The sequence below is a fragment of the Tistlia sp. genome (assembly GCF_040905785.1).
Taxonomy (GTDB): Bacteria; Pseudomonadota; Alphaproteobacteria; order Kiloniellales; family DSM-21159; genus Tistlia.
In genome coordinates, this window is sequence record NZ_JBBDQW010000065.1 from 1,602 (window position 1) to 13,982 (window position 12,381).

Annotated in this window: 13 protein-coding genes; 8 read left to right on the forward strand and 5 right to left on the reverse strand. The window is 70.8% G+C overall.

All coding sequences use genetic code 11. The annotated features are described in order from the left end of the window. Positions 1-722: SDR family NAD(P)-dependent oxidoreductase (locus WD341_RS14410; RefSeq protein ID WP_368426169.1), on the reverse strand; the 722-nt coding region annotated here is incomplete at its 3' end. A 190-nt stretch (positions 723-912) separates the two neighbouring features. On the opposite strand from WD341_RS14410, the gene WD341_RS14415 reads away from it, so the two are divergent. From WD341_RS14415 to WD341_RS14440, 6 genes are all read left to right on the forward strand, one after another. Further along, positions 913-1,317 (forward strand): four-helix bundle copper-binding protein, encoded by a 405-nt coding sequence (locus WD341_RS14415; RefSeq protein ID WP_368426170.1) that lies wholly within the window; start codon positions 913-915, stop codon positions 1,315-1,317. A 100-nt stretch (positions 1,318-1,417) separates the two neighbouring features. Then, the gene (locus WD341_RS14420) at positions 1,418-2,686 is read left to right on the forward strand and encodes an ABC transporter substrate-binding protein (RefSeq protein ID WP_368426171.1); all 1,269 of its coding nucleotides are present in this window, start codon (positions 1,418-1,420) and stop codon (positions 2,684-2,686) included. A 72-nt stretch (positions 2,687-2,758) separates the two neighbouring features. Continuing rightward, positions 2,759-3,742 carry a YVTN family beta-propeller repeat protein gene (locus tag WD341_RS14425; protein WP_368426172.1) on the forward strand — a complete coding sequence of 328 codons (984 nt, stop codon included), beginning with the start codon at positions 2,759-2,761 and terminating at the stop codon, positions 3,740-3,742. 49 nt (positions 3,743-3,791) lie between these two features. Further along, positions 3,792-4,562, forward strand: coding sequence for an ABC transporter ATP-binding protein (locus WD341_RS14430; RefSeq protein WP_368426173.1), 771 nt, complete (start codon positions 3,792-3,794; stop codon positions 4,560-4,562). Then, entirely contained in the window at positions 4,559-5,395 is an 837-nt protein-coding gene (locus tag WD341_RS14435) for an ABC transporter permease (protein WP_368426174.1), read from the forward strand. Before WD341_RS14430 ends, WD341_RS14435 begins: the two co-directional genes overlap by 4 nt. A gap of 16 nt (positions 5,396-5,411) precedes the next feature. Continuing rightward, positions 5,412-6,032: a hypothetical protein gene (locus tag WD341_RS14440; RefSeq protein WP_368426175.1), complete on the forward strand. Its 621-nt coding sequence runs from the start codon at positions 5,412-5,414 to the stop codon at positions 6,030-6,032. Between the two features lie 37 nt (positions 6,033-6,069). On the opposite strand, the gene WD341_RS14445 is transcribed toward WD341_RS14440, so the two are convergent. The 4 genes from WD341_RS14445 to xoxF5 form a co-directional block, all read right to left on the reverse strand. Beyond that, positions 6,070-6,597, reverse strand: a complete 528-nt coding sequence (locus WD341_RS14445) for a PQQ-dependent catabolism-associated CXXCW motif protein (protein WP_368426176.1) — start codon at positions 6,595-6,597, stop codon at positions 6,070-6,072. Between the two features lie 50 nt (positions 6,598-6,647). Next, the gene (locus WD341_RS14450) at positions 6,648-7,532 is read right to left on the reverse strand and encodes a substrate-binding domain-containing protein (RefSeq protein ID WP_368426177.1); all 885 of its coding nucleotides are present in this window, start codon (positions 7,530-7,532) and stop codon (positions 6,648-6,650) included. Continuing rightward, complete coding sequence (locus WD341_RS14455; RefSeq protein WP_368426178.1) at positions 7,510-7,995, reverse strand: c-type cytochrome, methanol metabolism-related; 486 nt, start codon at positions 7,993-7,995, stop codon at positions 7,510-7,512. The genes WD341_RS14450 and WD341_RS14455 overlap by 23 nt, the downstream gene beginning before the upstream one ends. Positions 7,996-8,264: 269 nt before the next feature. Continuing rightward, positions 8,265-10,055 (reverse strand): lanthanide-dependent methanol dehydrogenase XoxF5, encoded by a 1,791-nt coding sequence (gene xoxF5 / locus WD341_RS14460; RefSeq protein ID WP_368426179.1) that lies wholly within the window; start codon positions 10,053-10,055, stop codon positions 8,265-8,267. A 484-nt stretch (positions 10,056-10,539) separates the two neighbouring features. Here xoxF5 and WD341_RS14465 point away from each other — a divergent pair, with 484 nt between their 5' ends. After that, a complete protein-coding gene (locus tag WD341_RS14465) occupies positions 10,540-11,448 on the forward strand; it encodes a quinoprotein relay system zinc metallohydrolase 2 (RefSeq protein WP_368426180.1) in 909 nt (302 codons plus the stop codon). A gap of 120 nt (positions 11,449-11,568) precedes the next feature. Then, positions 11,569-12,378 (forward strand): quinoprotein dehydrogenase-associated SoxYZ-like carrier, encoded by an 810-nt coding sequence (locus tag WD341_RS14470; protein WP_368426181.1) that lies wholly within the window; start codon positions 11,569-11,571, stop codon positions 12,376-12,378. Positions 12,379-12,381: the final 3 nt, after the last annotated feature.

The following is a 12,381-nucleotide window of genomic DNA, read 5'->3' on the forward strand; positions in this document are numbered from 1 at the left end:
GCCTCGTCAGAGGCCAGCCAAAGGATCGGCAGGGCGATCTCCCGCGCGTCGGCCCAGCGCCGCATCAGGCAGTCGCTCACCTCCTCCGACATCGTCTGTTCGCGGCTCAGGCCGCGCTCCTCGCCGCGCCGGATATGAAAGGGCGTCATGGTGTAGCCGGGGCAGAGGGAATTGACCCGCACGCCGTGCTCGACCTCCTCGAAGGCCAGGGTCCGGCTGAGCGCGATGATCGCGGCCTTGGTCGCATCGTACTGGCCCATGCCGGCTCGTCCCGATACGCCGTAGGTCGAGGAGATGTTGACGATGCTGGCCTTGCCGGACTGCCGCAGCGCCGGCAGCGCCGCCTTGGCGACGTAGGCATAGCTCAGCAGGTTGACCTCGAGTACGCGTTGCCAGGTCTCGGCCTTGGCCTCGGCGATGCGCTCGTAGGCGCGGATGCCGGCGACGTTGACCAGCACGTCGAGGGCGCCGAAGGCCCCGGTCGCCTCGGCCACGGCGCGGATCGCCTCGGGCTCGCTGGAGACGTCGGCGGCGATCGGCAGGATCTCGGCCTCGGGCAAGCGACTGCGGATGGCCTCGGCCGTCGCCTCGAGAGCCTCGGCCGCCAGGTCGACGATGGCGACGCGCGCGCCCTGCTCGCAGAACACCTCGCAGGTTGCCGCACCGATGCCTCCGGCGCCGCCGGTGACCAGGGCCGCGCGGCCGGCGAGTCGCTTGCTCATGGCTTTGACCTCCATTGTATCCGGGGTGGGCGCGCCGCCCGGCGGCAGGCGACCGCAGCGGCACGGTAGGTACAAGCGCAGAGGGCGGCAAGGGCTCTGCCGGGCGTCGCCACAGCGCGTCGGCCGGGGGGAACCGACGGTCCCCGCTCCCGTTCCGCAGGTCAGCCCGAACGCAAGAAGGAGAGCAGCGATGCTGGTCAAGGAGATGATCGAGAGCCACCCGGACGTGGGCGGCGACATGAACCCCCAGCTGGTCGCGGTCATCGTCAGCGCCTACCGCTGCGCCCAGGCCTGCACGAGTTGCGCCGACGCCTGCCTGGCGGAAGAGAGCGTGGCCGACCTGCGCCAGTGCATCCGCAGCGACCTGGACTGCGCCACGATCTGCACGGCCACCGGCGAGGCGGCCTCGCGCCGCACCGGCTCCAACGAGGCGCTGCTGCGCGAGCTGCTCGAGGTTTGCCGAAGCGCCTGCCGGACCTGCGCCGAGGAGTGCGAGCGCCACGCCGGCATGCACGAGCACTGCCGGATCTGCGCCGAAGCCTGCCGCTCCTGCGAGGCGGCCTGCGCCGACGCGCTGCCGACCATCGGCCGCTAGGGCGGCACCGGCCGGGGCGGGCGTGCTACTGGCGTACGAACGGCCTTGTCCGCGGCGGCCTGCCTTGGCAGGATGCACGGGAAGGTGACAAGAGGCGGCCATGAAACTCGCTTTCTGCGCAATGGCCCCGGCGAGGCCAGGCGCGACGGGCGCGCCCCACCCTGCCCGCCTGGGCGGGGTGCTGTTGCGCTGGTTCCTGGCCGTCCTGCTCGTCGCCGGCGCGGTCGCGCCGGCGACAGCTGCCGACGCGCTCGAGGTGCCGATCGTCTACCTGACCCTGGCGGAGCAGCCGCGTCCGCCGCTGTCGCTGGTCGAGCCGACCCTGCACGACGAGGGCGTGGCAGGTGCCAAGGTCGGCATCGACGACAACAACACCACCGGCCGCTTCCTCAACCAGAGCTACAGCCTGACCGAGGTCGTCGCCGAGGACTGGCAGGCCCTGACCGCCGAGGTCGCACGCCTCCTCGCCGAGGGCCGTCGCTACTTCGTCGCCGACGTGGGCGCCGAGCCGCTGCTCGCCGTGGCCGACTTGGCCGGCGCCGAGCAGGCGCTGATCTTCAACGTCCGCGCCGAGGACGACGGGCTGCGCATCGCCGACTGCCGTCCGAACCTGTTGCACGTCATCCCGAGCCGGGCGATGAAGGCGGATGCCCTGGCGCAGTTCCTGATGGCCAGGCGCTGGAGCCGCTGGTTCCTGGTCGAGGGCCAGCAGCCCGACGACCGCGCCTTCGCGGAGGCCTTGCGCCGCGCCGCCGGTCGTTTCGGCGCCAGGATCGTCGAGACGCGGCCCTACGACTACGACCCCATGGCCCGGCGCACCGACACCGGCCACGTCCAGATCCAGCGCCAGATGACGGCCCTGACCCAGGAGGTCCCCGACTACGACGTGCTGGTCGTCGCCGACGAGAGCGACCTCTTCGGCGAGTACCTGCCCTACCGCACCTGGGACCCGCGGCCGGTCGTCGGCACCCAGGGGCTGGTGCCGACCGCCTGGCATCGCAGCCAGGAGCAGTGGGGCGGCACCCAGATGCAGACCCGCTTCGAGAACGCCGCCGGCCGCGGCATGGTCGAGCGCGACTACGCCGCCTGGGTCGCCGTGCGCGCGATCGGCGAGGCCGTGACCCGCGGCAGCGGCGCGGAAGCGGAGAGCGTCAAGGGCTACCTGCTGAGCGACGCCTTCCGGCTCGGCGCCTTCAAGGGCGAGGGCCTGACCTTCCGGCCTTGGAACCAGCAGCTGCGCCAGCCGATGCTGCTGGCCTCGGCGCGCATGCTGGCCTCGGTCTCGCCGCAGGAGGGCTACCTGCACGAGCGCACGCCGCTCGACAGCTTGGGCTACGACGAGCCGGAGTCGGACTGCCGGCTGAACTGACGGGCAGCCGGCGTCGCCGGCACCGAAAAGACGGGGCGGCCAATGCCCCCACGAGGAAGGGAGGAAGGGACCATGCGGCAAGCACTTCTGGCCGGCGGCTTGGGCGTGGGACTGGGTCTCGGCCTAGCCCTGGCGGCGGCCTCGGCGGGCGCCACGACGATCTACGTCTCCAACGAAAAGGGCAACTCCATCACCGTCATCGACGGCGACACCCTGGAGGTGACGGCGACCGTGCCGGTCGGCCAGCGGCCGCGCGGCATCACCCTCAGCCACGACCAGAGCAAGCTCTACATCTGCACCAGCGACGACAACCACGTCGAGGTGCTCGACCTGGAGACACTGGAGGTCGTGCGCACCCTGCCGAGCGGGCCGGACCCGGAGCTCTTTGTGCTGGCGCCGTCAGGCAACCCGCTCTACGTCGCCAACGAGGACGACAACCTGGTCACGGTGGTCGACGTCGAGAGCGGCCAGGTGATCGCCGAGGTGCCGGTCGGCGTCGAGCCGGAAGGCATGGGCATCAGCCCCGACGGCAAGGTCCTGGTCAACACCTCTGAGACGACCTCGATGGCGCACTTCATCGACACCGAGACCTACGAGATCACCCACAACGTGCTGGTCGACCAGCGGCCGCGCTTCGCCGAGTTCACTAAGGACGGCAGCCAGGTCTGGGTCTCGGCCGAGATCGGCGGGACGGTCTCGATCATCGACGCCGAGAGCAAGGAGATCCTCCACAAGATCACCTTCGAGGTCGCCGGCATCCGGCCGGAGGCGCTGCAGCCGGTCGGCGTGCGCGTGAAGAGCGACCAGACCGTCGCCTTCGTGGCACTCGGCCCCTCCAACCGGGTCGCGGTGATCGACGCCCGGACCTTCGAGGTCCTGGACTACCTGCTGGTCGGGCAGCGGGTCTGGCAGCTGGCCTTCAGCCCGGACGAGCGCTTCATCTACTCGACCAACGGCGTGTCGAACGACATCTCGGTGATCGACGTCGAGGCGCGGCGGGTAACCAAATCCGTGACCGTCGGCGCGCTGCCCTGGGGCGTGGCCGTGCGCGAGTGAGGCGGGGCAAGGGCCGGGCTCGGGGATGAGGGAGGCGACGGCGCCATCGGTGCCTGCGGGCGGCGACGCCTCCGAGCCGGCGCTGCAGGTCGAGGCGCTGAGCCACCGCTTCGGACGGCGCTTGGCGCTCGACTCGGTCTCGCTGACCCTGCGGCCGGGCCAGTTCACGGTCCTGCTCGGCCAGAACGGTGCCGGAAAGACCACGCTGTTCTCGCTGGTGACGCGGCTCTATGCCAACCAAGGCGGCTCGATCCGCGTGTTCGGCCGCGAGCTGCGCCGCCATCCCTCCGAGGCCCTGAGCCGGATCGGCGCGGTGTTCCAGCAGCGCACCCTCGACCTCGACCTGAGCGTGGCCCAGAATCTGCTCTACCACGCCGCCCTGCACGGCCTGCCGAAACGCCTGGCGCGCCAGCGCCTGGGCGCGGAGCTGGCGCGCATCGGCCTCGCCGAGCGCGCCGACGACAAGGCCCGCGAGCTGTCGGGCGGTCAGCTGCGCCGGGTCGAGATCGCCAGGGCGCTGCTCCACCGGCCGCGCCTGCTGCTCTGCGACGAGGCCACGGTCGGGCTCGACATCGACAGCCGCCGGGCGATCCTGGAGCACCTGCGCCGGCTGGTCGCCGAGGAGAGCCTGGCGCTGCTCTGGGCGACGCACCTGGTCGACGAGGTGGTGCCGGGCAACCGCGTGGTGATCCTGCACCAGGGCCGGGTCCTGGCCGACGGCGAGCTGACCGCTCTGCTGGCCGAGTCCGGCCAGGCCGACATCGGCGCGCTCTTCTCGGCGCTGACCCGCGGCGCCCCCGCGGCGGCGGCCGCCGGATGACCGGGCGGCCGGCTCCGGGCGCCCTGAGTGCTGCGCACTACCTGCGTTGCCTCAAGGGCATCGTCGGGCGCGAGGCCCTGCGCTTCCTGCACCAGCGCGAGCGCTTCGTCGCCGCCCTGGTGCGCCCGCTGGTCTGGTTGTTCATCTTCGCCGCCGGCTTCCGCGCCGTGCTCGGCGTCTCGATCATGCCGCCCTACGACACCTACGTGCTCTACGAGGTCTACATCGTCCCCGGGCTGGTCGGTATGATCCAGCTGTTCAACGGCATGCAGTCCTCGCTTTCGATGGTCTACGACCGCGAGATGGGCTCGATGCGGACGCTGCTGCTCAGCCCGCTGCCGCGCTGGTACCTGCTGACCTGCAAGCTGCTCGCCGGAGTCGCCGTCTCGATCCTGCAGGTCGCCGCCTTCCTGGCGATCGCCTGGCTGTGGGACGTGCGGCCGCCGCTGTGGGGCTACCTGACCGTCCTGCCGGCGCTCCTGCTCTCAGGGCTCATGCTGGGCGCCCTGGGCCTGCTGCTCTCGTCCTTCATCCGGCAGCTCGAGAACTTCGCGGGCATCATGAACTTCGTGATCTTCCCGCTGTTTTTCGCCTCCTCGGCGCTCTATCCGCTGTGGCGGATCCGCGAGACCAGCCCGCTGCTCTATCACCTCTGCCAGCTCAACCCCTTCACCCACGCCGTCGAGCTGATCCGCTTCGGGCTCTACGGGCGGGTCGAGCCGACGGCGCTCGCCGTGGTGCTCGGCTGTGCCGCCCTCTTCATGGCCCTGGCGGTCTACGGATACGATCCGGCCCGGGGCATGACCGCCCGGCGGGGCGGCCCGGCCGGCTGAGCAACAGGAGATGCCGATGACCGACTTCAGACTCGTCCCGGGGCTCGCCGGCGCCGTCGCCCTATGGCTGCTGCTGGCGCCCGCCGCGGCGCCGGGCGCCGACCCGCAGGACGCCGACTGGCCCTGCATCCAGCGCAAGGTGCCGGAGATCTCGGCGGCCGTGGTCTGGGCCGGACCGCCCATCGACCAGGCGCTTTCGGAGTGGCGCGAGGACGAGGAGGTCGAGCGCCTGGTCGGCGAACTGGCCGCGCGCAGCCTGCCGCTGGAGACCGCCCAGGAGAAGGCCGAGGCCTTCACCCAGACGCTGGACGGCGAGCGCAACGCCCGCCTGACCCGCCTCTTCGCCGGCCTGCTGCAGACCGTCAACCGTGAGCGCGGCGCGATCATGGCCGGCATCGAGCGCTACACCCGCAGGCAGCGCGAGCTCGCCGAGCGCATCGAGGCGACCGGCAGCCGCCTGGACGGCCTGCCCGCCGAGGCCGGGGCGAGGCGCGAGGAACTGGCCCAGCAGCAGGCCTGGGACATCCGCATCTACCAGGAGCGCGAGCAGTCGCTGAAGTACCTCTGCCAGCAGCCGATCGACCTGGAGCAGCGCCTGTTCCTGCTGGCCCGCACCATCGCCGGCGGGCTGGCGTAGCGGCCCCGGTCGGCGGCCGCGCCGGCTCTCGGTGGACTCACTCCGGCGGCGGCACCGGCTCGCTGCGCTCCAGCGGCAGGCCGGCGGCGGACCAGCCGTCGGTGCCGTCGGGATACCAGAAGACCCGGCGGTAGCCGAGGGCGAGGGCGCGCTTGGCGGCGTTCCAGGACATCCAGCAGTCGCTCAGGCAGTAGAACAGCAGGCCGCGGTCGCGTTCGCCGCCGGTGCCCCGCGCCAGCGCCTCGCGGAAATAGCGCGCCATGGACTCCGACAGGGCGCCGTAGCCGGTGTTCGGCAGCCACAGGCTGCCGGGAATGTTGTCGCGCGGCGGCTGGCGCCAGATGGTGCCGGCACGCAGGCCCTCCGGCTTCGGCGGGCGCGGCAGGACGTCCACCGGCAGCGCCGCACCGCCATCGAGCAGCGCCGCCGCGCCGGCGGTGTCGACGACCGTCGCCCCGGCGAGGTTGTCCGGCACCGGCGCCCGGTAGCCCTCCAGCCGGTAGCCGGCGGGCTCGGCAACGGCCGGATCCGCGGCGCCCGGCGGGGCGAGAAACAGCGCGAGCAACAGCAGACCGCCTGCTCCGGCGGCCCGGCCGCGAGGCGCGCGCGGGACCTTCACGGCTCGATCGGCTTGCCCTGGCGGTCGAGCAGGGGCACGCCGTAGTCCTGCAAAATCGCCTGGATCTCTGCCTGCTTCTCGTCGAGCAGCCGGTTGACCTGCTGCTTCCACTCGGGCTCGCCGAAGCGCACGCCCATGGTGATGTAGTAGGCCATGGCCGGCTCCTCGGGTCCGGCGGTCAGTGGCAGCAGGGTCAGCGGCACCTCGCTCTTGCTGGCGTAGTAGCCGGCGATCGGGCCCCACAGCAGGCCGGCGTCGATCTCGCCGGTCGCGATGTCGTGGATCATCTTCTCGCCGGGCCGCTCGAAGCGGGCATCGACCATCAGCGGATAGGGCCGGGCCTTGCCGATCAGCCCGCGCCCGACCAGCAGCGAGGCCGGGGGCGTGCCGGCGACGACGCCGATCGTGCGGTCGCGGAGCGCCGGGTCGTCGAGGCTCGCGGCGCCCGGCCCGCCGTCGCGGCGCTGCACCAGGACGTAGGCCGAGCGGTAGTAGGGGTTGGTGTTCTGCAGCAGCTCGAAGCCAAGCGAGACGCCGGTGACCAGATCGCAGCGCCGCGCCGCCAGGGTGTTGCGCACGAAGCCGGTGGCCTGCGGGAACCAAGTGTAGCGCAGCGGCACGCCGAGCGCCTCGGCGAGCAGCTCGGCGATGCGGTTCTCGAAGCCGGCTCCGGAGCGGTCTGAGAAGGGCAGGTTGCCGGGATCGGCGCAGACCCTGAGCGCGCTCTGGTCGACGGCCTCCGAGGTCGACTGCGCCATCGCACCCGAACCCGGCAGCAGCCCGAGCAGCAGCCCGATCAGCAGGCAGCGCAGCGCGCCGGCGCCGCGCGCGGCCCTTCTCGGAAAGCGGTTCATGGCGTCACCCCATGCAGGCGTCGTCACGCTCGCGCGCCTCCTCCGGCTTCGCCTCGTGCTTGGGACGGCCGCGCGGCACGGCGCCGTCGGAGCGGGCCTTCAGGTAGGCGTAGAGGTCGTCGATGAAGCACATGACGTTGCGGTTCATGCCGAAGGCCGGCATCACGTTGTCGCTCGCGGTGCCGACGTTCTGGCGGCCGTTGACGACGATGTCGAGGAACTGGTCGTAGTCCATCCTCTCCAGGCTTTCCGTCAGCGCCGGCGCGAAGCTGCTGCCCAGCCCGTCGGGCCCGTGGCAGACGTGGCACTCGGCGTGGTAGCGGCGGAAGCCGCTGAAGGTGTACCAGTCGACGGTGCCGTCCTCCTGAACCTCGTAGGGCTTGTCCTCGTCCTGCGCCCGCGGCTGGCCGGCGCCCAGGCAGAGCACGGAAAGCGCGACGGCGGCCGAGAGAAGGGCGACGCCCCCGCGGCCTGGGACTCTGCGAAACACACCTTGAATCATGACAATGGCTCTCCGCTCCTTGGAGGTCGGGGGACTGGAGGCGGGGCGCTCCGCCGGGCCCGTCGCCCGGTCCGCCGCACCGCCTCGGCCGCTCGTGGCCTGCCGGCTCTTCATGGCCCGTCGGGTCTTCGTGGTCTGCCGGCTCTTCGTGGTCTGCCGGCTCTTCGTGATCTGCCGGCTCCGGGGGCTGCGACACGAAAGGCCCGGCCTCGGAACCCGAAGGTTCCGAGGCCGGGCCAGATCGCGGGAGCCTCGCGTCAGTTCGGCACGGCGAAGACGGTCAGCTGGCCGCCGAGCGCCGTGTACTCCGACAGCGCGGCATAGCCGCCCACCGCGCCGAGGCCGGCGGTCGGATCGGTCAGGCCGGCCGCAAGGCCGATGCCCGCCCAGCCGCCGACGCCCGAGAGCACGGCGATGTACTGCTTGCCGTCGTGCTCGTAGGTCGTGACGTTGCCGATGATGCCGGAGGGAGTCTTGAACTTGTAGAGCTCCTCGCCGGTGGTCGAGTCGACTGCCTTCAGGTAGCCCTCCAGGGTGCCGTAGAAGACGACGTCGCCCGCCGTCGCCAGCGCGCCGCTCCAGACCGAGAAGCGCTCGGGCAGCGACCAGACGATCTCGCCCTTGGCGGCGTCCCAGGCGATGAAGTTGCCCATGTGCTCCGCGCCCTCCGGCGGATACATGGACAGCGTCGCGCCGACGTAGGGCTGGCCGGCGGTGTAGGCGACGCGGAACGGCTCGTAGTCCATGCAGACGTGGTTCGTCGGGATGTAGAACAGGTTGGTCTTCGGCGAGAAGGCCGAGGGCTGCTGGTCCTTGGTCCCGAGGGCTGCCGGGCAGACGCCGGTCGTGTTGACGTCCTCGCCGTTGTGCTGGGTCGAGTACTGGTCGACGACCTGCGGACGGCCGGTTTCCATGTCGATATGGGTCGCCCAGTTGACGACCGGGTCGAACTTCTCGGCGACCAGCAGCTCGCCGGTCTCGCGGTCCATGGTGTAGGTGAAGCCGTTGCGGTCGGGATGCACCAGAACCTTGCGCATCTCGCCGTCGATCTCGATGTCGACCAGCATCATCTCGTTGACGCCGTCATAGTCCCACTCGTCATGCGGGGTCATCTGGTAGACCCACTTCGCCATGCCGTCGTCGGGATCACGGGCCATGATGGTCATCGACCAGCGATTGTCGCCGGGCCGCTGCGCCGGGTTCCAGGTGCTGGGGTTGCCGGTGCCGTAGTAGACCAGGTCGAGGTCCGGGTCGTAGGAGAACCAGCCCCAGGTCGTGCCGCCACCGATCTTCCACTGGTCGCCTTCCCAGGTGTTCAGGCCGGAATCCTTGCCGACCGGCTCGCCCAGGTGGGTGGTCTTCTCGGGATCCATCAGGATGTCGGAGTCCGGGCCCATGGAGTAGGCGCGCCAGACGCGCTCGCCGCTCGCGAGGTCGTAGGCCGTGAGGCTGCCGCGCACGCCGAACTCGCCGCCGGAAATGCCGATCAGCACCTTGTCCTTGATGACGATCGGGGCGTTGGTGCCGGTCTCGCCGATCTTGGGATCGCCGTTGACGACGCTCCAGGCGACCTCGCCGGTCTTGGCGTCGAGCGCCACCACCGTGGTGTCGGCCTGGTGCAGGATGATCTTGCCGTCGCCGTAGGCCACGCCGCGGTTCACGGTGTCGCAGCACATCACCGGAATGACGTCGGGGTCCTGCTTGGGCTCGTACTTCCAGACGATCTTCTGCTCGTCGTTCAGGTCGAGCGCGTAGACCGTGTTGGGGAACGGCGTGTGGACGTACATCAGGCCGTCGATGATCAGCGGCCCGCCCTCGTGGCCGCGCAGCACGCCGGTCGAGAAGGTCCAGGCGACCTGCAGGTCGCCGACGTTGCCTTTGTTGATCTGGTCCAGTTCGCTGTAGCGCCAGTTGGCATAGTTGCCGGTCGGCATGACCCACTCTTTGGGGTTCTGCTGCATCTGCAGCAACTCATCGTTCGCCGACGCGCCGACGGCCAAGCCGGCCAGCGTCGCCGCGGCGAAGATGCCACCAAGAACACCTTTCATCGTACCCTCCCTTTCATTTTCTTTTCATCGTCCGGGCCGGGCGATCCTTGATCGTCCGTGCGGCGAAGAGTCTTTCTGCCTGACCGACAAGCGCGCACTGAAGGCACGCTTCCCAATGGCTCCAAGGATTCACGTCCCTCTCAGCAGGTATTCACGCCACCTCCGGGGCGGGCCGGAGGCGCGCTCGGATCGGGTAGAATGCTACCCGCTAAAATGGCATACCGCAATAAGCTTGTGAGTAATGATTCATCGTCGCAACATCCTTGCGCGGATCTGCGACGATCTTGTTGCATTGCAAAATCTTCCGCTGAGCCGATAACCGACGGTGGCGCCAAGCCCCGCATTCGACAAGCGAATTGCCGCCCGCTGATTATTGGAGATCGTCTTGCACTGCAAAAGTTCGAAGCGGAGCCCCGAGGGGGTCCGGCCAATCTTCGCTCGCCGCCCGCGCGGTCGCTGGCGCGCGCACGCGGCGCCGGCGCTGATGCTGGCGCTGCTCGCCGGGCCGCTCGCGGCGGGCGCCACGCGCGCCGATCCGGCGCCGCTGCCGGTCGTTGAGATCGCACCGGGAACCTACGTCCACCAGGGCCGCCACGAGGAGGCCGCACCGGGCAACGCCGGCGACATCGCCAACATCGGCTTCGTCGTCGGCGAGGAGGCGGTCGCGGTGATCGACAGCGGCGGCAGTGCCGCGGTGGGTGCGGCGCTGCTGGCCGCGATCCGCCAGGTCACCGACCGGCCGGTGCGCTGGGTCGTCAACACCCACGTCCATCCCGACCACCTGCTCGGCAACGCCGCCTTCCGTGCGGAAGGCGCACGCTTCGTCGGCCACGCCAACCTGCCGCGTGCCCTGGCGGCGCGCGGCGCCTTCTATCTCGAGCGCCTGCGCGAGACCCTGGGCGCGGCGGCCGAGGGCAGCACAGCGATCCCGCCCGACGTCACCGTCGCGGACAGCCTGACGCTCGAGCTCGGCGGCCGGAGGCTCGTCCTGACCGCCTGGCCGCCCGCCCACACCGACGCCGACCTGACGGTCCACGACCCGGCCGGCGGGACGCTCTGGACCGGCGACCTCCTGTTCATGGAACGGGCGCCGGTCATCGACGGCAGCCTGAACGGCTGGCTCGAGGTTATGGCCCGGCTGCGCGACCTGCCGGCCGAGCGCGTGGTCCCCGGCCACGGCCCACCGGCCGCGCTCTGGCCGCAGGCGCTCGACGCCCAGGAGGCCTACCTGCGCGGGCTGCGCGACGCGCTGCGCGGAATCCTCGCCGCCGGCGGCACGATCGAGCAGGCACTGGCCACCGCGGGACGGGACCAGGCGGGCGCCTGGCTGCTGTTCGAGGCGACCAACGCGCGCAACGTGGTGACCGCCTTCACCGAGCTGGAGTGGGAGTAGGCCGGCGGCGAGCGGTTGTCCTTGTGTCGCCGCTCTGCGCTTCATGGTATTATCGCGTTCTGACAGCCCCAGAAAGGGTCCCTGCCAGCCCCGAAGGGCCTTCGTGCGGGAGACTTGGTCATGCTGCGCACCCTCGCCGGCCTCGTGCCGACACTTCTGCTCCTGCTCACCGCACCGGTCGCGGCCGGCGACGCCTGGTCGGAGCTACGCCCGCTGCTGTTCGGCGACCGGCCGATCTCGGAAACGCCCGGCGTGATCGCTCTGGAAGCGCCCTACCGCGCCCAGGACGCCGCCATCGTGCCGGTCACCATCGTCGCCGGCATCGCGCAGACGCCGGAGCACTACATCCGCACCGTCACCCTCGTGATCGACGAGAATCCCGTGCCCGTCGCCGCGGTCTTCCACCTCACCCCCGGACTCGGCCGAGCGACCCTGGCGACCCGCGTGCGCGTCGACACCTACACCCACGTCCGCGCGATCGCGGAGACCAGCGACGGCCGGCTCCACATGGCCTCCAGCTTCGTCAAGGCCTCGGGCGGCTGCTCGGCGCCGGCCCTGAAGGACGCAGAGGCCGCGCTGGCACGGCTCGGCCGCCTGCAGCTGAAGCAGCTGCCCGGCCAGGAGGGGGACCGGCAGGCCGAAGGGCTGCGGCGGCTGCAGCTGCTGATCGGCCACCCGAACTACTCGGGCCTGCAGATGGATCAGCTGACGCGCCACTTCGTGCCGCCGCACTACGTCGAGGACATCGAGGTCTCCTACGGGGACCGGACGCTGCTGACGGTGGAGGGCGCGATCTCGCTGAGCGAGGATCCCTCGATTCACTTCTACTACCGCCCCGACGGCGCCAGGCAGGTCGCCGTCACGGTGCGCGATTCCGAGGACATGACCTTCGAGGGCGCCTGGCCCGTCGAGCCGGACGCCGGGTCGTAGCCG